The organism is Yersinia massiliensis, from assembly GCF_003048255.1.
Classification (GTDB): Bacteria; Pseudomonadota; Gammaproteobacteria; order Enterobacterales; family Enterobacteriaceae; genus Yersinia; species Yersinia massiliensis_A.
Map to the genome: position 1 here is coordinate 4,200,122 of NZ_CP028487.1, position 20,524 is coordinate 4,220,645.

Here is a 20,524-nt window from a genome sequence, read left to right on the forward strand (position 1 = left end):
GCTGCATCAATAGATGATTCGGGTGCTTAGAGCAGCCAACACACCTGCGGTTTGAAAGATGATGGGTATCACTAAAAAAGAGGTGGCACGATGAATACATACCGCCGTTACGGATGGGAATTGGCGCTAGCAGCCTTGCTGGTACTGGAGATCCTGCTGTTTGGCTTATCGAATTCGCGCATGTTGGATATCAATGTGCTGCTGTTCAGTACCAGTGATTTTATCTGTATCGGGATCGTGGCCCTGCCGCTGACCATGGTGATTGTCAGTGGCGGTATCGACATCTCATTTGGTTCGACCATTGGGCTGTGCTCCATCTTCCTTGGCGTGATATTCCAAGCGGGCGTACCGATGAGCATCGCCATCCCACTGACCCTCATGGTCGGTGCGTTGTGCGGCTTAATTAATGCTGGCTTGATTCTCTATACCGGCGTGAACCCGTTGGTGATCACCCTCGGCACTATGTATCTGTTCGGCGGTAGCGCCCTGCTGTTATCCGGTATGTCCGGTGCGACTGGCTACGAAGGTATTGGCGGTTTCCCGACTACATTCACAGATTTTGCTAACCAAACGCTGTTCGGCCTGCCCGTCCCGCTGGTGATTTTTATGGTCTGCGTGTTTCTGTTCTGGCTGCTGATGCACCGCACCCACAGCGGCCGCAATGTTTTCTTGATTGGGCAAAACAGTCGAGTCGCCCGTTACAGCGCCCTGCCCGTTGCACGCACTTTGTGTATTCTCTATGCCCTGACCGGCTTGGCATCAGCCATTGCCGCGGTGCTTTTGGTGTCGTACTTCGGCTCTGCCCGCTCTGATTTAGGCGCATCTTTCCTCATGCCAGCCATCACGGCGGTGGTGCTTGGTGGAGCCAATATTTATGGCGGTTCCGGTTCCATCCTCGGGACAGCACTGGCGATATTGCTGGTGGGTTATTTGCAGCAAGGTCTGCAAATGATCGGCACCCCTAACCAAATATCCAGCGCATTGTCTGGCGCATTACTGATTTTAGTGGTGGTCGGGCGTTCCATCAGCCTACACCGACATCTGATTCAAGAATGGCTACAACGTCGTCGTAGCCGTAGCACCCTAAGTTAATACCGATTTTTGAACGCGTTTTTTGCTCACGAAATGCCAACACCTCGACCCCTAACAAAGACAGTGATTCGGAGATAGCAATGAAAACACAAAGATTAAAAAAGCTGGCACTGGTTTGTGCCCTCGGATTTGCCTGTATCACCACCGCGCAAGCGGCAGAACGCATCGCATTTATCCCGAAACTGGTCGGGGTAGGTTTCTTCACCAGTGGCGGTAAAGGTGCCGTCGATGCCGGTAAAGAGTTGGGTGTGGACGTCACCTATGATGGCCCAACAGAGCCTAGTGTTTCCGGCCAAGTTCAGTTGATCAATAACTTCGTTAATCAGGGCTACAACGCCATTGTCGTTTCCGCTGTTTCGCCTGATGGTTTATGCCCTGCGTTAAAACGCGCCATGCAACGAGGGGTCAAAATCTTAACGTGGGACTCCGATACCAAACCTGAGTGCCGTTCCGTTTATATCAACCAAGGCACCCCGAATCAATTGGGCTCGATGCTGGTCGATATGGCAGCGAATCAGGTGAAAAAGGACAAAGCTAAAGTGGCGTTCTTCTATTCCAGCCCGACGGTGACCGACCAGAACCAATGGGTTAATGAAGCGAAGAAAAAAATCCAGCAAGAGCACCCCGGCTGGGAAGTGGTGACCACCCAATTTGGCTATAACGATGCGACTAAATCCCTGCAAACCGCCGAGGGCATCTTAAAAGCCTACAGCGATTTGGACGCGATTATCGCCCCTGATGCCAATGCCTTGCCTGCTGCCGCGCAAGCCGCAGAGAACCTGAAGCGCGATAACGTCGCTATCGTCGGTTTCAGTACCCCGAACGTGATGCGCCCTTATGTTGAGCGCGGCACAGTGAAAGAATTTGGTCTGTGGGATGTGGTTAACCAAGGCAAAATCTCGGTTTATGTCGCCAATGAAATGCTGAAAAAAGGCGAGCTGAATGTCGGCGATAAGCTGGATATCCCGAACATTGGCGTGGTTGAAGTAGTCCCGAACAGCGTTCAGGGCTATGAGTATGAAGCGAAGGGCAACGGCATTGTCTTGCTGCCACAACGCGTCGTTTTCACTAAAGAAAACATCGATAAATACGATTTCTGATCTCGCGGCCCGTCCTAGGGGCGGGCCAATACCCATAGTATTGGAGTGATTACAGATGGCTGATTTAGACGATATCAAAGACGGTAAAGATTTCGGTATTGGCGTACCGCAACAGAATCCTGCTTTTACGCTGAAAGGGTCTGGTTCGCTGGATTGGGGGATGCAATCTCGTTTGGCGCGGATTTTTAATCCGAAAACCAATCGCACGGTGATGCTGGCATTTGACCATGGCTATTTTCAGGGGCCAACCACCGGTTTAGAGCGTATTGATATCAATATCGCCCCGCTCTTTGACTATGCCGATGTTCTGATGTGTACCCGTGGTATTTTGCGCAGTATCGTGCCCGCCGCCGCTAATCGCCCAGTGGTATTGCGTGCGTCTGGTGCTAACTCGATTTTGACTGATTTATCTAACGAGGCAGTCGCCGTAGCCATGGAGGATGCTTTACGGCTCAATTCCTGTGCCGTCGCAGCACAGGTGTATATCGGTACTGAGCATGAGCACCAATCGATTAAAAACATCATTCAATTGGTTGACCAAGGGATGCGCTATGGCATGCCAACCATGGCGGTAACGGGCGTTGGCAAAGATATGGCCCGTGATCAACGTTACTTCTCTCTGGCAACGCGTATCGCCGCTGAGATGGGCGCGCAGATCATTAAGACCTATTATGTGGATAGTGGTTTTGAACGTATTGCCGCCGGTTGCCCAGTACCTATCGTGATTGCTGGGGGTAAAAAACTGCCGGAACGTGATGCGCTGGAAATGTGTTATCAAGCCATTGATCAGGGTGCATCTGGCGTGGATATGGGCCGTAATATCTTCCAGTCTGAGGCACCGATTGCCATGCTGAAAGCGGTTCATGCCGTGGTGCATAAGAATGAGAATGCAGAAACAGCGTACCAGTTGTTCCTACATGAAAAAGGTTGAGCAGTGACAAGGAGGAAAGTATGCACGTTACTCTCGTCGAAATTAATGTGAAAGATGACAAAGTTGAGCAATTCATTGAGGTTTTTCGCGCCAATCACCTCGGCTCTATCCGTGAGGCCGGTAATTTGCGTTTTGATGTTTTGAGGGATGAAACCTTGCCGACCCGCTTTTACATCTATGAGGCTTATACCGATGAAGAGGCGGTAGCGGCCCATAAAAAGACGCCCCACTACCTCGCGTGCGTTGAGCAATTGGAGGGGTTGATGACCGGACCACGCAAGAAAACCGTCTTTATCGGCTTGATGCCTTAGCCGATGCGGGCAGCCGATATCGTGTCGCTGCCCGTTTCCCTTTTCTCCGCCAACAGCCAACCACCACTGTGCTGGCTGATTCGATCATTTTGCCCTTCCCCTATCCCCCATTATCAGATATCACCTATCAGTAAAATGCATGTTATGCAGTATCCTGTGCACTTAAAATAATGATAGGCAGCCTTTCTGGCTGTCTCGCGCTTCACCTGCTGTGACATACACCGTCAAATAGGAGTTTCTATGAATACCACTCATCGCTGGGTATTGGCTTTGGCCTGTTCCACCTCATTACTGGCCGGTGCAGCAAGCGCGAATAGCTTACTGGATTCAGTCAAAAGTGCCGCAGACCAGTACAGCAAATCAGGCGATAGCAGCGCGTCAATATCGTCACTGACAGGTTTGCTCAACGGGGGCGATAAAGGTTTGAGCGCCAGCACGATGACCAATGCGGCGGGTATCTTGCAATATTGCGTAAAAAATAACGTGCTGTCTGCCAATGGCACCACGGCGGTTAAAGACCAATTGATGAGTAAATTGGGCATCACCAGCACCGAGAATGCCAAGAGCCAAGATTATCAGGAAGGTTTGGGTGGCTTATTGAAAACCGGCGAGGGCAAAAGCCTGAATCTCAATGATCTGGGCAGCGAGCAAATCACTGAAAAGATCAAAACCAAAGCTTGTGATTTGGTGTTGAAACAAGGTCAGTCTTACTTGCTGAAATAATCATTTGGATAATGACAAGGCGGGGCTTGAGCGGTGCTGAATGTATCGACAAAGTGCCCGTCGCCCAGAGAACAGGCAGATCGTAAAGTCGCCGTGAAATCATCCCTGATGGCTCGAGCCGCGCCATCCTTGGCGCGGACGCTTTACTCTTCTACCTGTCCTCTTAGGGCAGTTTCGCCGACTGCCGCCTTAAACCAGAGAAAATAGGCTCACTGATTTTTTCGGGAAAGCCCTGTGGTAGAACCGCCTTCACCGCAGCTATCACTTGTTCGGTTTTTTCTTTCATTTCAGCCATTAATTGCACAACATTATCTTCGGGATAATTCACCTGTTTCGCGGTTGAAATGAAGTGCCGAGGTAAAATAGTACTCCAGTGAAAATGCCGATTACGTCCAAGTAATGCCATGGCCATTTTTGCTTTTTTAGCCGGTATTCCTCGTGGGTGCATGAGTGGAAATGCAGACATCACATCGTAAATGGGTGTCATACGAAATGCGCTATCCAATTCAATAAACACACTAAAATTCTTCGCGTGCCCGTCAATCGCGGCTAACATCCAGAAAAGTATCTGACTTTTAAAAAAAATATCCCGATCCTGAATCGCTTGCTGAGAACCGAGTAATAGTTTCATCGCATCTGCAATCCCAGGACCACCATCAGATTCATATTTGAGTGCAGGTGCTACACCTAAGACCTGACAAAAATCCTCCTGCGGTAAACGCATCAACCAACTATTATTAGGGCTCCAGCGGCGATCGAACCGCTCAACAACTAATGCCTTTTGCTTACCAAAATATTTTATTTCTGAATACGCGACAGGTAGACCAAATTCTTCAGCAATCTTTAAGCACAACCATTCATTCTCGACACTTTCACTTAAATCAATACCATTAGCGGCTATATAGCCTATAGGCAATTTAAGAATATGACTCGTTGGTGTACTCCCTTCTGGCCGATGCCATTGATTCTGATACCACAGTAAGGCTGTTTTCTCTTGTGCCCCAGCCAAAGAAATACGGAAATCATCAATATCGGCCTCCATGCCCAAAGGCGCCTCCTTATACCCTAAGAGTAATTTTTCTATCTCATTGTCATTTAAAGGCGTTGCATGGATCTCGGTGACAGAATTTATTTGCCGGCCTTCTGGGTATAATTGAATTGCCCCTACGCAATCACTCCCTATTTGGGAGAGTAAATCAAAAGGTTGCTTTGTTGGTGTTTGAAAACGCGCTTGAATACGGCTGCGAATAGATTCACTGTCAGGCAGAAGGTTATCAAAAAAATTATAAACAACCTCCCCACGGAATTTCACCGTTTGTAGGGGTAACGACAGAGAAATCGCACGTGCTCCACTGCGTTCAAGCCAGCTATCATGATAGAAAAAAGAGATTTCACCACCGGCAGCCTTCTCCAAGGTACCAACTACGATGCCGTTTAATGCAAGGGTTAACTTTTCCATACATTACCACTCCTGATCCCAGGTTGTATTATCCTTAATATTGCGGTTCCTTGGCCTAACCTGTAGCTCTAAATCCAGTGCTGCCAATAACTTAAACAGCGTGTCTAATTTGGTACCATCAGGATGGTTTTCAAACTCTGATACTGTTGATTGCTTCAAACCGACTGTCTCGGCTGTTTTTCGCTGAGTCAGCTTACTTTTTTTGCGTTCATTCCGTAGTGTATTTGCCAACATTGCAGCAGAGGTAATTTTCATAATATCCTCCCAAGCGGATATTTTTAGTATATCCCCTGCAAGGGATAAATCAATTTTTATCCTCTATAAGGGATAAAAAATAAATATCCGCTACAAGGGATAAAATGGAGGCATTGATGGAACAACACGCGCAAGCAGCATGTCTGGCGAAATTACATCAGTATATCGAGCGTTGGCAATTAGTCGCCGAAGGTGAGGCATTTCACACGCCATCAAGCTGGCTGCAACCGGTGCGGTATGGCGTTCAACCGGCGATGTTGAAAATTGCGATGACTCATGATGAGTGTCTCGGCGCACAGCTAATGCAGTGGTGGGCTGGCGAGGGTGCCGCCCGCGTTCTGGCGCTGGAGGAGGAAGCCATCCTCCTTGAGCGGATCTCTGGGCAAAGATCGCTGTTAACCATGGTCCAAAACGGGCAGGATGATGCCGCTAGCCGAATAATATGCCATGTTGCTGCCCGCCTGCATGGGCAAAACAAACCCCTTCGTCCCGAACTCCCAGAGTTACCAACTCAGTTCGACGCACTCGAGGCTGCCGCTAAAACCCAAGGCGGTATTTATGCCAATGCGGCGTCTATCGCCGCAAAACTCCTCGCTGCCCCACAAGACCTTACGGTTCTTCATGGCGATATCCATCATGGGAATATTCTTGATGCCGGTATTCGGGGTTGGCTCGCCATCGATCCTAAAGGCTTGATCGGTGAACGTGGTTTTGATTTTGCTAATCTCTTTTGCAACCCTAATTTCACTACCGCGACCTCGCCGAATAGGTTGAGCAGGCAAATCGATATCGTGGCTGAAACGGCGGCCCTTGATAGACATCGTCTTCTTTCGTGGGTGGTCGCATGGTCCGGACTCTCCGCGTCATGGCATCTTGAAAGTGATAGCAATCCAGCAACTGCGCTCGCGGTTGCCAGCATCGCGCTGGATGAACTTCGGCAATATGATTTTTAAAGACAGCCGAGTCCTGAGTGACATCATAAGCAAAGCAGCCTAAAGTATTATTCTTGAGGACATCAGAATAAAGGCAGCAAAATAATGCAACAAAAATGGATAACTCAGTGGGTTCCCGGACTAACGACTTTTATTCATTATGATAAAGCCAATTTAAAACCTGATATTCGTTCGGGACTTTCGGTTGCTGCCGTTGCATTACCTGTTGCCATTGCTTACGCCGAGTTAATGGGCATCAATGCCATTGTTGGTTTGTATGCCTGCATTTTACCGATGATTGTTTATGCGCTGTTTGGGACATCAAGGCAATTAATTGTCGGCCCTGATGCTGCGACATGTGCCGTCATTACCGCCGCTATTGCACCGCTTGCCCTTGGCGATCCTAATACGCTGTGGCAAATGTCCATTGTCATGACAATAATGACCGGCTTCTGGTGCGTCCTTGCCGCCCGTTTTCGCCTCGCTATCTTTGCCGACTTCCTTTCTCAGCCGATATTACAAGGGCTGTTAAATGGGGTCGCCATTACTATTATCATCGGGCAGTTTGGCAATATTCTAGGGATAAATTCTCTTCCATCCGATTTAATTAAATGCCTGATTGCTCTGCCCGAAAGATTATCTGATACCCATAAATTAACATTATTACTTTCCGTGACGAGTCTCTTTACCCTATTTATTCTAAAAGTACTGCGGCCCAAATGGCCCGGCCCTCTTATTGTGATGACAATTGCAACGCTATTAAGCTGGTATCTGGATTTCAACGCGAAGGGGATTGCCATTATTGGTAGTTTAGGCGAAGGCTTACCCCATATCACCATGCCTCATTTCGACCCTAATTTATTGCGTGAACTTGTCGTCCCATCACTCAATCTCGCCGTCATCAGTATTGTAAGCTTTATGATGACAGTGCAAAGTTTTGCCAGTAAAAATGGCTATGAAGTCGATATTGATAAAGAGCTCTATGCACTGGGGTATATCAATATTGTCGCGGGTGCATCACAAGGATTTGCGGTCAGTGCGGCAACCAGTCGTACAGCGGTCAATGACGATAACGGTGGCAAGTCTCAAATGGTATCAGTGGTCGCTGCCTTAATGATTGCGCTGGTGCTTATCTTCCTGACTCAAACCCTGAGTTTCATTCCGCTGGGGACACTCGGTGCGGTACTGATTTACGCCGCATGGTCGATGTTCAGTTTTAAAGCCATCACCTCTATGCGAGCGCACAATCGTTCGGCCTATGTTCTGACCGTCTTTACTTTAATCGCAGTGTTAGTCGTCGGGCTGATTGATGGTATCGGATTTGCCATTATTCTTGGGTTATTGCAATTCCTTCGCACGGTATTCAAACCGACAGATCAATTACTTGGCGTTGACAGCCAAGGCATCATTCATTCAGTCAATGCAGCCGATAACATCAAGCCAATTGATGGCCTCATCATGTATCGCTTCAATTCTATCTTGACCTATTTTAATGCCACTTATTTTAAAAAACGCGTGACTCTACTGGTTAACAGCGCGACCACACCCCCTCAATGGTTCGTTGTCGATGCGACGGCGAGCTTTACTTATAATGATGCCAGTGTGTTCGCGATGCTCAGAGAGCTGGTCCCCATCCTGAAAGAAAAAGGCGTAACACTCATTCTTGCTGGCCGAAGCACAGAGCTCACCCGCTGGCTGGCAAGAAACAATATGTCTCATTACACACAAGAGCTTGTATTAGTACCAGACCTCTATTTTGCTGTCCAAATGATCCAACAAGACGCGATACAGACAGAAGTAATGCGACAGAAAGCCGCATTAATATCTGCGCAAGAGAGTTAAACATCTATTTTATGGGCGAAGGATGACAGCACCTGTAGGCATCCTTAACGTCTGCCGTAGGGAGATACTTAAAATAACTCCCCCTGAGAAAGTATCTTTCACTAATATATATAAAAAAATTATTCATTCCAACTACCTTATTAAAATCAAAAGAATAAAAATCCACAAAAAACCATAAAATTAGCATAATGCCCCGCAAATGGCTCCATGCCAAGATACTTTGATCTAAATCAAATTTCTTTGACGATTTTAAATATCGCATATAATCGAATCCAACATAAACACATAGGTTTATTAAATATGAACTATTTCCCTTAAAAGAAATGGCTGGATTCCTTATATCTATAAAATTAGATCATTATATTTTATTTTTCATCAATCATTAATTTTTATATAAAAACCCTAATTACAGGAGGGGAAATGATCGACGTTATCATTTTCAGCAAAAGCTCATTGTTTATTTTTTCACTACAAATCATTATTCATAATAATATGAGTGTAGATAAAAACAAAATAAACACCAAACTCTTTAATTCTTTTGAGGAATTTAACAATCAGTTAGATAATAATAAAATAAATATTGTCATCTTCGATATCGATGGCATTTCAAAAGAAAAGCAAAATATTATTTTTGATAAAATTAAGCATCAAATTAGAAACATTCACCTCCTCGTTTTTTGCCAATATGAGGAAGATTCACTTTATTACCACACTTTATCTGAAGTAACGCGTTCTGTCGTCAGTAAGACAGCACCCGTCACAGAGATTACATCATTATTTAATAAGCTATTAATTTGGGTGAGCAAAAATAGAGATGATAATATCCCATTGGATTTAAGTGCCCAATCACAACCCATGCTATCAAAGCGAGAAAAAGAGGTTTTGCATTTAGCGACTATGGGTATGGATTATCAAAGCATTGCAGAACATCTAAATATTACGAGAAAAACAGTGAGCCACTACATGTCAAATATACGTGATAAATATGGCTACAAGCGAAACGCTAACGTTTACTTTAGATACTAAATACCTATGGTGTCATAACGTGGTATTCCACTGCACTCAAACTTTTGATAACCAAAAATCGGGTATAGACTAAACCATTTATCACACCATCAAATTTTCTCAAAAACGCTAGAATATGGCACCCTATAGGGTACGAAATTACAGATTAATCGCAATATTCACACTATTTCCCTAAGAGGGATTTTATTATAACTGTACTCATATACTCACTGGTAACCCATGTTTGTGATAACTGATATCCAAACTATTAACGTTATATTTCTGACATATGCTAAATCTGTAATCAATGACTTTCTTATAAGGAATCGCTAGTAATTGTGCTATTTGGTGATTATTCAACCCAGCAACAATGAGTTTTAATGTTTTCTTTTCATTTTTAGTGAGTTGCGGGATTTCAACAGTATCTCTTTCCAAGTCAACAACCATATTACTATATTTATCATCACACACTCTTTCTATTGTCGTGATAATATTCAATATACTGCTAGTTTTATACAAAATCGCATTATAGACGTTAGGTATCACACGCAAGTCAGTTTTTTCATCACATAATATAATGACTCTTGATTTCTTTTTTATTTTACTTAGCATGATATATACATCTATATAGCCGGTTAATGTTATATCGACTAAGACTAACTGAGTATTCTGGTCTATCGCACTAACAAATGAATCCGTTTCCTCATAGGTTTTCACCATGACTTTTTTAAGATTATTGGCATTAAATACATGATTGAATATATATTCAAATGAGAATGACAGTAACTGACATTTACTAAATACCAGAACATCCATATTTTCACCTCTCCTTGTGGCTAACTGTTTGAAGTGGCAGCTATAAGAACTGCTTAAACAATCCCAATGACAACACTCTAACGCTAAGTATAGTTCAAAAAAATCATCTTGCTTATGTTATAAATATCATCTTTGAAATCTAACTTATCATTATTGAATGGGGGATGTTTATATAAGTTAACCTATAGAGATGAAATGTTATTTAAGAGGTGTGCTAATCGAAAGTCAGCAAGATAATGACAAAGGGATACGGGAAGTTATCAGCGAGTGCTCCGAGAAACAGTTTTATTTCTCACCACAACATGATGACTGGCAACACCAATAAATGTGATGCTGCCAGAGAGTTAACACGGAAATATAATCTGCAAAACTAAGCTCCAGAACGACAACTCGCTTCAGAACTACAATTCACGTTGTTCCAAACTGGTATTAATTGTTTTAATTTCGCCTTTTAGGCTTTCGCCACGGTACACCATCGACGTATCGTACCGTTGATACTTCTCTTCCCGTGCAGCGCTAAACCAATTAAACGATCCTATACACAGCACCTCTTCGTCCCCAATCACAATTTTACTGTGAACGCGCTTGACCAGCTTCGTCGTGATGCCCATTTCTTTCAGCTCTTCCACAGCATCATTAAGGCGCTGCTGTTTCTCTTTACGCTTTTCATAATCGGTATGCTCGATATTAAAATTTCTGTCTGTTACCACAGTGATTTCAATCCCGCGCGACCGTGCCTGGACCATTGATGTTAGGAAGCCAGTTTGTTCTAACTTTTGCCATGTCAGCCAAGGGGAAACGATAGTGATGTTCTTTCCGATAGTGTTAAAGGTCTGGTTCAGAAACGCATCATGCTGCTCCACGCCATGTAGGGTTGAGATCTGCGTTTGTACTGCGCTTAAATCCTTACGTTCTTGGCGCTCAAACTGCAATGCGTTGCTATCCGAGGCAAACAAGTATTTTGCCAGCAATCCACGCGGCGAAGATGCAGGCTGAATCTCAAACAAATCCATATCACCAAAGACCAGAAAGCTATCTTTTGCACGGGAAATGGCAACGTTCAGCATGCTACTGTCGCTGTCGATAAACCCTCCATCCTCATGTTTGGAATAGACTGGGGAGAAGAGGATTATTGATCTTTCGGCTCCCTGCAGGGAGTGAACTGTACCGACCGTGAGCGAATCTTCATCGCCACTACAGTCAATCCCGAGCTTACGCAATGACGTCTTAATGGCGTTGACCTGTGCTGAAAATGGCGTAACAACCCCCACGACTTTATGCAGTGGTTTGTCATAATGGCGCTCTAGCTCCTCTTTGTGCGCCACAAGCCAGCCTGCTATCGTCTCTGCCTCAAAGGTGTTGTAACGGCTCCCGCCGTTTGTCTGCTGACCCAGACCATCGATATGTAAATAGCCCATTGCCGGAGGAAATGTCCCTTTTTCCACCCCTCGTTTAGGCTGCAACTTACCGTGATAGCAGAGCGCATTACAGTAGCCGATGATGTTATCAAAGCAGCGGCGGTGTTCGTACAGGTACATCCCACGAGCCAGATCCGAATCATAGTGATAGCGAGAATTAAACTGGGCAACCTTCATGACGCTACCCGATGCAGCACTTTTCCCTGAATTACACACCCTTGCATAAGCATCTGTGAGTTCTTCTTGAGTACCACCTGGAAGGATGTTCTCCTCCACCATATTGCCGATATCAATACTAGGTAGACTGTTCCAGATAGGGGCAATTTGTTCTGTATCGCCAATCACTAACGCTTTCTTCGCCAATGCAAAGGAGGCTGCTGCAACTTCAGGAAGCACCTGCCCTGCTTCATCGACGATCAGCAGATCGGCAAAATTATATAAATAACTATCATCAAACTTCTTCCCACCAACATGTTCCCTGATGGTCAAATGATGAGGAAGCATATAGCAGGTCATCACCACACAGGGGGTGAGCTTCATCCTGCGCTGCCAGCGGGCCGTGATCGCCCTCGCCCCTTTAAGACCTTTTTCTTTTTGAAGGTCATCAATAGTGGCCATGTCCATTAGCCAGCGACCTTCCCAGCAGTGGGTCGCTATCAGAAACGCGGGGAAACGGAGCTGTGTATCGGCAAGCTCGTCGGCTCCGGCCAGACTCAGCTCCTCGTCACCGTTATACCCCAGTGATCGGTTCAGACCCTGCCAATCTTGAATAGCCTCACTTTCGCGTCGGGAAACGTCCTGAGCACGAGCGATTTGCTGCTGATACTCTCGCTGTTCTTTTTGCGCTTGAACAATCAGGCCGTCGATATACGCGTCGATACCGTCAGGAGCGGTGCCCTGAAATGCGGCCATTCTTGTGCCAAGCGTCTCAACGAGGAAGAGATTAATCTGATAGTGGCGCTTAGTGCGAATGGCAGGAATCCAAGTGAAGAACGCATACATCATCGACTCACCGGCGCGATATTGCTGCCACTGCTTTTTGCTCTGGGTTAAAAAGGCGATTTCATCTGTGCAGCCAAGCAGTAACGTACTTTTGTCCTGAATATACTGGTCGATATCTTCACTTATGGCATTTCGCTTCTGACGGATGCAGTTCAGTTTGTCCCATGCAGGCTCGATTTGCTTAAGCTGCGCGGACTACTTGGTTAAACACGCATGCAGAAGATCCACGACGCGTTCGGGAGAGCTACAATCCGCCGATGGGAACGCCGCCCTTACCTTCTCAAGATAGAAAACCAACGCATCTTCAACATATTCCAGAGATTCAACACGGTAAAAAAAATCATCCGTCTGGTATTTTTTCGCGGCATCAGCCTTACGGCCCGAAGACGGGAGGTAAGCGCCATAGCTTTTCAGTTCAGGTAGCCAACGACCAGCCATTGCTCCAGTGCCAGTGGAAAAATCTTTACCGAACGCTTCAATAATGTTGGTCACAGCCTGATTGTTGGTTGATGTGGCAATCACCACCGGCGGCTCGGTTTTATTGAGAGCCGCTCTTGCCCATTCAGTGGCAATGATCGAGAGAACCAGAGTGGTTTTTCCGGTTCCCGGCGGGCCATTGACAGCGAGGATCTCACCCTGCTGCTGAGTGAGATAATGACTCAGGGCATCGCGCTGTGCCGCAGCCAGCGGGAACTCATCCCCGGAATGCCCCAGACGCTCGCTAAGCATTGCATTGGCGGCAAGCAGAGGTGCAACAGGCGGCATTTCCGTTGAAGCAAAGCTCGCCAGTAACGGGACCTCTTTTTTGCACTTCAGCAGATGATCGTACAGAGGACGGATATGGATGCTAGCCCCGCCGGGTTGGTTCGCTTTGATAACATAGCCGTATCCGGCCGGTTCGTATTGCTCATAGGTTGCAACCCACTGCCCGGCAACATGTTCTAAAAGATCGTTGAGGTCTTTTAGGTGCTTTTGCCACTGATTCCGATACTTTTCAGCACGCTCTACACGTTGCTCGTCAGTCTCGTCCCGACGATCTTGTTCGTCATCATCACCAAAAGTGAATGAACTATGCGTTGTCTTATATTTGTCGTACTGCGTCATCTCGCCAATGGAGAAGCGGTTCGAGCAGATCGCGAGGGATAGTAGCAGGTGTCATTGGGAACAAAAAACCGTCGCGGTTTAAGAGAGCGGAAGTCACCAACGGCGTCACGATACCTGGTGCGCCGGCAGTCCGCTCTTTGCCATGCTTTAATCGGCGGATCCAGGCTTGTGGGCGTAGCATCACTTCAACTGTATTAACCGCATCATCTTCATCCTTGAAGAACGCGTGAACAGTCTCCTCATTCAGCCGCCCCTTAGTGGTGTCTATCCATCGGGTGAATGAGTCTTCGTCTTTACGTTCAAACGCACCTTTGCCGGACTCAGCATCTGCTAAGGTATTACGCCAGTATGATGCAAATCCCTGAGTATTCCTGTCCATAGCCCATCCCTTGCTTTAACTAAAATTATTGATTTAGTTGATATAAACATTACTAATGGTTAAGTATTGTCCACTATGCGAGCAGGATCGCAATGATTTATTTGTGTAGGGAAGGCTCGTGATCACGGTATAGATATATTTCTTGATGCAGGTATTCACCGCTTTTTAATTCTGCTTGCGTTGAAAATTTTGCAGTAAATAGGGGGCTTATTTATACGTTATGAGGATGTGGAACACCTTCTGAGCCCTAAAGTAGTGGCTGTTTTTACTAGCAATAAGTTGATGTAGATTGAATCAGATTGACGTCAGTTGACTGAAAAGCGGGGCAAAGCCTTGCGGGGACTCGATTTCAGGCAAAAAAAAGCCACCTTTCGGTGACTTGATTTTCATACTAACGGTGCGAAGGCCGGACTCGTAAAACAATCTCAACCAATTGAATTTAAACAATTAAATATAGAAAGATAAAATAAAGACCACCAAATTGACCCCATTAACTCGACATTGTATTCACAAAACGAATTATTTCTTCCAAATGTCCTGAAAACTAGGGGAGTCAGATTCAGGCGGATACATAGGTTTCCCAATTTGTATTGTCATAGGAATAGGGAAATCAACCCCAACAAGTGCTACTTCCCCCTGTTTTAGGCTTGGTAAAAAGGCCGCCGCTGATTTATCAATTTCTCCACAAGCTCTTTCAACCACCTCCCGGTCTCTGTCATTGGTTAATCTATGTACTAAAAGGGTTCCTATTTGGCTTAAAACCCCCTCCGTAATATCTCTTGGCCGTTGCGTAGTCAGACAAATATTTAGGCCATATTTCCTACCTTCTTTAGCGATCATTTCAAATGCATCTAACTTTACTGAATGATCTTCAGCACCAACCCTCTTACCTAAAAAATTATGAGCCTCATCAACAATAACAAGCAATGGTTTTTCCCTGAATCTTTCAGCTCTAGCCAGTATGAGTAATTTTCTTCCTATTACATTAGCTAATATCTCTCGAGCATAAAACTCATAGCTAACATCACTTAAGCATACTCGTAAAACTCTTTTATCTCCGTTTAAAAAATCTTCCAACACCCCCCCCAAACTATTTAGAGCATCAGAGCCATGAAAAACTGATTTTAAAGAGTTTGAATAAATAACAGCCTGAATTCTGGTCAGTAACGAAGAGCAATAACCTAGATCCGCCGTCGGATTTCCCCATGAGTCTTGTTCATCCCAGCAACATTCTTGAACTATTTGAGGTATTATTTTTGTGACATCGAATGGTTGAGATGGGTTATCAACTAATTTAGAGTTACCTCCGGTATTCATTGCCCTACGATAATCTGTTTTGAGCCTTTTTATTTTCATCAAAATACCGTTAGTTGCAATAGTTGGATCCAACGCTACTAACCGTAAACTTTTAATTGCCTCTTTTAGTTTTGGCCCTTGTACTTTTCCCGATGGGTCGAACATGGCAATGAAATCTGATTCCATAAAGTCTGTTGGTGGTATTCTGAACTCACTAGAGTCTTTATGTATATTTAAAGGTGTTCCGAGATGATAGTGAACAATATGTTCTGAATCAAATGATCTATATTCACTAGTTGCATCGACGATAATTATTTTAGCGCCATTATATTGTGAGCATTCTTCTATAATTTTTGAAGTAGTCCAACTTTTACCCCCACCGGTCGCCCCCAAAACTGCACAATGCCTACCAAACAATTTCTCTGGGGTCACACGGACATAACTATCAGAGCCGCCAGAAACAGCCCCTAAGTTAATCGTAACCCGTTCAATATCACTTTCACTCACCCCTTTATTTATAAGCTCAGGGATTAATGAGACAAACTCTAAAGGTGCAGAGAAAACACGATCACCTAATCGAGGGTATGACTTTATCCCAGACTCCACTTTTAAATCAGAAGTGTTAATTGAGCCAAGGAGTTGGATGTAACCTATCGCATCAACTTTATACTTTCCTTGAGAATCTTCAGATACCTCATTCCTATCCCTCTCTGGTAACTTGACCTCAATTAATCGACCAAGGATTATTGACTGCTGGCCCTCTATTAATAATATCTCCCCAACCTCACCCTTTCCATATCTACCTCCTGACATATAGCTTCCGCTTATCTCACCCGCATGAGTAAGATTAATTTTTACACCCTGCGCAGAAACAGAAGAGACCACACCAACCTTTAACTCACCTCGCAAAACACCTACAGATGAAAAATTTTGATTAGACATAATCACTCCCCTCCAACTTGCTTTATTACTTTTGCAAGCTGATCAGCTGGTGTTAGCGCCCTCAAATTAGGAATTAAACCAACAAAGTCCTTAAATGAAGCATTCACAAAGTAAATATCATATCCGTCACCTGATAATTTCTTAAGCAATGACCAGTATTTACTAGAACCATCTCCACCATTATTTTCGATATGAGCTGCACATTTATAATCAGCTACAATCAACTTCATACTGGGATTTGACTTGATAGCTGAGTATATTGGTTCGGACAGGTGATCATCATTAAAGCCGAAGCCAGAAATCACCAAACAACTGTTTTTCTTTCTCAATGAGTCTAAAAACCTAGACAATAACTCTAAGTGAGGCTGAATAAATGCTTGCTGATACTTACCTTTTGCCGGATAAATTAAACATGCTGATGAGGCAGTTGGATTGTTATCTTCATATATTTGCCCATCATCTCTTGCCCAACTCACGGAACCATGTAGTTTAAATAATTGAAACACACCCTCAATAAATTCATGTTCATTCTCATCTCTTTTTATAACATCATAATTAAAATACTTTCCATCAAACCTCCTTTTTCCTGTGTATGAAAGTCCATCTACTACCATCATTCCAAGCTCAGAGGCTGAGGATTCAAATGTCATATCATAGTTAGTAGTGAACACTTTCAATCGGGGATCTCTTACCCTCCTCCTAGCCATTTTTTGCAATAACATTTTGTAAGATGTCAAATCGCTTTTACCTGAAGTAATAAAAGATTGACACCTGTCTAATATAATAGATTTAACTTCATTTAAAAAACCAAAAACCTCTTCATCTTCATGGAAAGATAAATATGCATCACACTGCGATAAAAAATGCTCAATATTGGGATACTTAGTCTCGGAATATCTTACTTTTTTACATACGCTAATTGCGACAGGCTTTAATACAAATTTTTCGTCTACTTCATCTGGTTTTTCCCACATTGCACTCTTCCACAAGTCCCACATACTGGGACCACCCACCTCACCCAAGGATGTTCCACTACCTGCAAAAAAAGAAAGATTAGGGAACTGTAGAGAACGCAATAAAATATCATTAAAAATACTTCTATTTTCCTTAACACTTTCAATATCTGACTCTTCCATTGGATTTACAGGCACAGTACTAAAATCAATTCCAGCCAAATCAAGCCCAATATTAGTATTCCTATCCCTCCAAAAAATAAATGAAGCATTATTTAAAGGTATCCACTCATTACTTCCTGGCTTTAAAAATGCAATATTTCCGTCTGGATTAGTTGTCATTTCTATTATTCCTTTTTGTTACTGACATCAAAATCATACCTTACCTGATTGATTATATAGAAAATAGCTGGAGCTGTAGTGATCAGTTCCACAACCATAACGTGATGAATAGGCTCATTGAAGACATATGATTTTAGCTATAAATTCGCATGTTGGACATCTTGCCGCAGCCTCATTGATACATAACCCAAAGATACATCCAGCAATCTCACACGGCACGATAGTACCAACCCTCTGCTAATTTAAATCGCTATAACTATAATAGACGCCTCAGCAACTTAGTGCTGCATTAGACGAAAAGTCGGTCAAACCTCTGCGCGCGCAATACTCCCCCGCCTACGCGCTCTGACTTTATCATGCACTTTTCATGCATGACATAGAGAGCCTACAAGCCCTTGTGGCGCGGTATTTTAGGTGTTTTGATGCCGGAGCGTTGCATGCAAAATCATGCACTATATGCATGCAGTGCTCATTTTGGCAGGCTAGCCAGAGAAAAAGCCCTTAAACGGCAAGGGCGAAGTGGTGAGAGTCGGAGAAAAGTCCCCGCTTTGAAAGGTTATAGGCGGAGTTAGATTATTAATGAATTCGCGCGTTAGAGCCGTAGCGATTTAATATTTTCCGCTCTGGTAGAATAACATCAGGTATTATTTCTGGCTCTTTAACCGGTGGGCGGGTAATTATTTTATCCACACTCTCAATCGATTTAAAAGTACAAGAACATTCTATATTCTGGCACTGATAATAGGCTTCTTTTGTCTGCTCAGATAAATAGCGGCTGGCACGCGTATGAGACGCATGTTTACACACAGGACAACGCATCATAATTATTGCTCCCCGGCTGGGTTTAGTTTTTCCCGTTTTACCTTTATTGCTTCAAATAACCGCGCACATTTTATCGGACTATTGTTCAGAGCAGAGTCAACATAACCCGGTTGTGGTTGTTGTAGTGTGAGTTCGGCTAATATCGATTCTTTCTCCATATCAAACGAATAAAGCCCCGCTAATGAAAGAAGAGTCGCTGTCAGTGTACCCAGTGCCTTCGCCGGTGATGAGTCAGTGTAGAGTTCGTTCGCAGTTACCATGATTTTCGCTGCCCGGATGAGTTCGGGTGACAGAGTTTTCATCGCAGCAGACATTTCCAGCCTCGCATATTCCATCAACGCTACTTTATGTGTGTCTTTATAGGGTTTCGCAGAAGCACATAATTGCAGTGACGTGTAATCTTTATCCAACTCCAGCTCTTCAATCAAATGCCCGAATTCTTGTGCCAGCTCTCGCTGTGAAATCCGGCGGATATGTTCGGTTTGCAGCTCATCCGTCATTTCACCGCGCAGACTGCGAAACAATTTGCGCCAACTGCCGTCAGCCTGTTGGCTCTGGTTTTCGGCGTCGCGCTGCTTTTGCTGGCTGCGGTCAATGGACGCAATAATTTCTTCGTAGGTTTCTTCATTCTTCAGGTGTTGCGCTTTCGCCGCTTTAAAATTTTCAAGGGCGGGTGTTACTGGGTGTGGGGTTGTTTGGCTCATCTCGTTATAACTCCGTCTCAGTCAATGTGGAGTCATTTTGCAAGCTCTCACACAACGCCTCAATCAATGCCCGTTGTGCCATTTCCCATACAACACACTCTCAAATCAAACTAAAAGGGCTATAAAAATAATAGTTTTATAAAAACTGTTCACTACTCTTCACTTCAGGGAAAAAGTATTAATAATCAATAAATAAAAGGGTGAGCAGTTCATTTAAAACTATTCACCAAGTGTTCACTACTGTTCACTGGGTTAAAAAGAGCTTTTTCTCTGGCTAGCTTAAAAAGCAGGCAAAATCCTCACTGTTGTGCTCAACCACCACCACTCTTTTTAGAGCATTTTAATATCAATCAATGTCTTTTAATTCATTTTAGCTTTAACTGTTCAGTACAAAAAAACACCCCTTCCACACATATACCCGAATACACCCACATAGACCCAGAGAGTCAAATACCGTCATTTTTACGCGTGTTTGTTGTGGTAAATCACACAACAACGGCTTGTTGCATCAGGTAAAAATATTCTCACAATAGGGGGCTACCCAACTGAATCCCAGCAAACCCGGCGGTATATGGCCGGACAACCAATAAGGTAGCTTTTCATGCTTGCAATGACACAACAGGCTTTATCCAATACGCCACCACCCATGGCAACACACTACCCGCGTGACCGCTTTATGCGTCTGCCGGAAGTGATTAACACCACCGCATTATCCCGCTCGACCATTTATGAACTGATTAGCCGTGACCACTTCCCCGCACAGATTTCCCTCGGCGGTAAGAACGTCGCGTGGCTGGCCTCTGAGATTGAGGGCTGGATGGCAGAGTGTATTGCTAAGCGTCAGGGGGTATCAGCATGATCACCCTAAAAATCGGTGAGCAATTCTTCACTCTGAATGATGGCGACGTGCAGTACATCACTGAGGCGTTCCAGATTGCGCAGCAACAACCCGGTCTTGCTTTACCCAAGTACCGCAGCCAGCTAAACGGCGTGGTGCAAGTGATGTCAGGCAATGCGTCGAGTACACCAGCACAGGCCAATTTCTACTCCCGTGCTCCTGCTCAGCCCAAGCCTGATATTCAGACTGATTGTTAAA

Annotated in this window: 17 protein-coding genes and 1 pseudogene; 10 read left to right on the top strand and 8 right to left on the bottom strand. The window is 44.6% G+C overall.

The genetic code is table 11. The annotated features are described in order from the left end of the window. The first annotated feature begins 90 nt into the window (after nucleotides 1-90). The 5 genes from lsrD (at nucleotide 91) to DA391_RS19435 (ending at nucleotide 4,157) form a co-directional block, all read left to right on the top strand. Nucleotides 91-1,092, top strand: coding sequence for an autoinducer 2 ABC transporter permease LsrD (lsrD, locus tag DA391_RS19415; protein ID WP_108088085.1), 1,002 nt, complete (start codon nucleotides 91-93; stop codon nucleotides 1,090-1,092). A gap of 80 nt (nucleotides 1,093-1,172) precedes the next feature. Next, the gene (gene lsrB, locus DA391_RS19420) at nucleotides 1,173-2,192 is read left to right on the top strand and encodes an autoinducer 2 ABC transporter substrate-binding protein LsrB (RefSeq protein WP_019211214.1); all 1,020 of its coding nucleotides are present in this window, start codon (nucleotides 1,173-1,175) and stop codon (nucleotides 2,190-2,192) included. A 55-nt stretch (nucleotides 2,193-2,247) separates the two neighbouring features. Further along, entirely contained in the window at nucleotides 2,248-3,123 is an 876-nt protein-coding gene (gene lsrF, locus DA391_RS19425; RefSeq protein ID WP_019211215.1) for a 3-hydroxy-5-phosphonooxypentane-2,4-dione thiolase, read from the top strand. Between the two features lie 20 nt (nucleotides 3,124-3,143). Further along, nucleotides 3,144-3,434 (top strand): (4S)-4-hydroxy-5-phosphonooxypentane-2,3-dione isomerase, encoded by a 291-nt coding sequence (gene lsrG / locus DA391_RS19430; RefSeq protein WP_019211216.1) that lies wholly within the window; start codon nucleotides 3,144-3,146, stop codon nucleotides 3,432-3,434. A gap of 240 nt (nucleotides 3,435-3,674) precedes the next feature. Then, nucleotides 3,675-4,157, top strand: a complete 483-nt coding sequence (locus DA391_RS19435) for a DUF2501 domain-containing protein (RefSeq protein WP_050080815.1) — start codon at nucleotides 3,675-3,677, stop codon at nucleotides 4,155-4,157. A 163-nt stretch (nucleotides 4,158-4,320) separates the two neighbouring features. Here the strand turns inward: DA391_RS19435 and DA391_RS19440 are convergent, their stop codons facing one another. Together DA391_RS19440 and DA391_RS19445 are read right to left on the bottom strand one after the other, a co-directional pair. After that, nucleotides 4,321-5,616: a type II toxin-antitoxin system HipA family toxin gene (locus DA391_RS19440; protein WP_050080816.1), complete on the bottom strand. Its 1,296-nt coding sequence runs from the start codon at nucleotides 5,614-5,616 to the stop codon at nucleotides 4,321-4,323. A gap of 3 nt (nucleotides 5,617-5,619) precedes the next feature. Beyond that, nucleotides 5,620-5,871, bottom strand: coding sequence for a helix-turn-helix domain-containing protein (locus tag DA391_RS19445; RefSeq protein ID WP_050080817.1), 252 nt, complete (start codon nucleotides 5,869-5,871; stop codon nucleotides 5,620-5,622). A 116-nt stretch (nucleotides 5,872-5,987) separates the two neighbouring features. On the opposite strand from DA391_RS19445, the gene DA391_RS19450 reads away from it, so the two are divergent. From DA391_RS19450 to DA391_RS19460, 3 genes are all read left to right on the top strand, one after another. Further along, nucleotides 5,988-6,824, top strand: coding sequence for an aminoglycoside phosphotransferase family protein (locus DA391_RS19450; RefSeq protein WP_050286206.1), 837 nt, complete (start codon nucleotides 5,988-5,990; stop codon nucleotides 6,822-6,824). Nucleotides 6,825-6,908: 84 nt separating this feature from the next. After that, nucleotides 6,909-8,645: a SulP family inorganic anion transporter gene (locus DA391_RS19455; protein ID WP_050080819.1), complete on the top strand. Its 1,737-nt coding sequence runs from the start codon at nucleotides 6,909-6,911 to the stop codon at nucleotides 8,643-8,645. A 420-nt stretch (nucleotides 8,646-9,065) separates the two neighbouring features. Next, nucleotides 9,066-9,671, top strand: a complete 606-nt coding sequence (locus DA391_RS19460; RefSeq protein ID WP_050872449.1) for a helix-turn-helix transcriptional regulator — start codon at nucleotides 9,066-9,068, stop codon at nucleotides 9,669-9,671. A 198-nt stretch (nucleotides 9,672-9,869) separates the two neighbouring features. On the opposite strand, the gene DA391_RS19465 is transcribed toward DA391_RS19460, so the two are convergent. The 6 genes and pseudogenes from DA391_RS19465 to DA391_RS19490 form a co-directional block, all read right to left on the bottom strand. Next, nucleotides 9,870-10,466, bottom strand: coding sequence for a helix-turn-helix transcriptional regulator (locus DA391_RS19465; protein WP_050080822.1), 597 nt, complete (start codon nucleotides 10,464-10,466; stop codon nucleotides 9,870-9,872). Between the two features lie 401 nt (nucleotides 10,467-10,867). Further along, nucleotides 10,868-14,369 (bottom strand): annotated as a pseudogene (locus tag DA391_RS19470) (AAA domain-containing protein). A 519-nt stretch (nucleotides 14,370-14,888) separates the two neighbouring features. Continuing rightward, the gene (locus DA391_RS19475; RefSeq protein WP_108088086.1) at nucleotides 14,889-16,607 is read right to left on the bottom strand and encodes an ATP-binding protein; all 1,719 of its coding nucleotides are present in this window, start codon (nucleotides 16,605-16,607) and stop codon (nucleotides 14,889-14,891) included. Between the two features lie 2 nt (nucleotides 16,608-16,609). Further along, a complete protein-coding gene (locus tag DA391_RS19480; protein ID WP_108088087.1) occupies nucleotides 16,610-17,902 on the bottom strand; it encodes an SIR2 family protein in 1,293 nt (430 codons plus the stop codon). Between the two features lie 576 nt (nucleotides 17,903-18,478). Continuing rightward, the gene (locus DA391_RS19485) at nucleotides 18,479-18,724 is read right to left on the bottom strand and encodes an ogr/Delta-like zinc finger family protein (protein ID WP_057630488.1); all 246 of its coding nucleotides are present in this window, start codon (nucleotides 18,722-18,724) and stop codon (nucleotides 18,479-18,481) included. A gap of 2 nt (nucleotides 18,725-18,726) precedes the next feature. Continuing rightward, nucleotides 18,727-19,428, bottom strand: coding sequence for an aldehyde dehydrogenase (locus DA391_RS19490; protein ID WP_108088088.1), 702 nt, complete (start codon nucleotides 19,426-19,428; stop codon nucleotides 18,727-18,729). Between the two features lie 601 nt (nucleotides 19,429-20,029). On the opposite strand from DA391_RS19490, the gene DA391_RS19495 reads away from it, so the two are divergent. Both DA391_RS19495 and DA391_RS19500 read left to right on the top strand, forming a co-directional pair. Then, nucleotides 20,030-20,287, top strand: coding sequence for a helix-turn-helix transcriptional regulator (locus DA391_RS19495; protein ID WP_108088089.1), 258 nt, complete (start codon nucleotides 20,030-20,032; stop codon nucleotides 20,285-20,287). After that, nucleotides 20,284-20,523, top strand: a complete 240-nt coding sequence (locus DA391_RS19500) for a hypothetical protein (RefSeq protein WP_240624760.1) — start codon at nucleotides 20,284-20,286, stop codon at nucleotides 20,521-20,523. Before DA391_RS19495 ends, DA391_RS19500 begins: the two co-directional genes overlap by 4 nt. Nucleotide 20,524: the final 1 nt, after the last annotated feature.

Bases quoted from the DNA above. Each gene is read 5' to 3' on its own strand.
- lsrD (WP_108088085.1), top strand. From the start codon at position 91: ATGAATACATACCGCCGTTACGGATGGGAATTGGCGCTAGCAGCCTTG.
- lsrB (WP_019211214.1), top strand. From the start codon at position 1,173: ATGAAAACACAAAGATTAAAAAAGCTGGCACTGGTTTGTGCCCTCGGA.
- lsrF (WP_019211215.1), top strand. From the start codon at position 2,248: ATGGCTGATTTAGACGATATCAAAGACGGTAAAGATTTCGGTATTGGC.
- lsrG (WP_019211216.1), top strand. From the start codon at position 3,144: ATGCACGTTACTCTCGTCGAAATTAATGTGAAAGATGACAAAGTTGAG.
- DA391_RS19435 (WP_050080815.1), top strand. From the start codon at position 3,675: ATGAATACCACTCATCGCTGGGTATTGGCTTTGGCCTGTTCCACCTCA.
- DA391_RS19440 (WP_050080816.1), bottom strand. From the start codon at position 5,616: ATGGAAAAGTTAACCCTTGCATTAAACGGCATCGTAGTTGGTACCTTG.
- DA391_RS19445 (WP_050080817.1), bottom strand. From the start codon at position 5,871: ATGAAAATTACCTCTGCTGCAATGTTGGCAAATACACTACGGAATGAA.
- DA391_RS19450 (WP_050286206.1), top strand. From the start codon at position 5,988: ATGGAACAACACGCGCAAGCAGCATGTCTGGCGAAATTACATCAGTAT.
- DA391_RS19455 (WP_050080819.1), top strand. From the start codon at position 6,909: ATGCAACAAAAATGGATAACTCAGTGGGTTCCCGGACTAACGACTTTT.
- DA391_RS19460 (WP_050872449.1), top strand. From the start codon at position 9,066: ATGATCGACGTTATCATTTTCAGCAAAAGCTCATTGTTTATTTTTTCA.
- DA391_RS19465 (WP_050080822.1), bottom strand. From the start codon at position 10,466: ATGGATGTTCTGGTATTTAGTAAATGTCAGTTACTGTCATTCTCATTT.
- DA391_RS19475 (WP_108088086.1), bottom strand. From the start codon at position 16,607: ATGTCTAATCAAAATTTTTCATCTGTAGGTGTTTTGCGAGGTGAGTTA.
- DA391_RS19480 (WP_108088087.1), bottom strand. From the start codon at position 17,902: ATGACAACTAATCCAGACGGAAATATTGCATTTTTAAAGCCAGGAAGT.
- DA391_RS19485 (WP_057630488.1), bottom strand. From the start codon at position 18,724: ATGATGCGTTGTCCTGTGTGTAAACATGCGTCTCATACGCGTGCCAGC.
- DA391_RS19490 (WP_108088088.1), bottom strand. From the start codon at position 19,428: ATGAGCCAAACAACCCCACACCCAGTAACACCCGCCCTTGAAAATTTT.
- DA391_RS19495 (WP_108088089.1), top strand. From the start codon at position 20,030: ATGCTTGCAATGACACAACAGGCTTTATCCAATACGCCACCACCCATG.
- DA391_RS19500 (WP_240624760.1), top strand. From the start codon at position 20,284: ATGATCACCCTAAAAATCGGTGAGCAATTCTTCACTCTGAATGATGGC.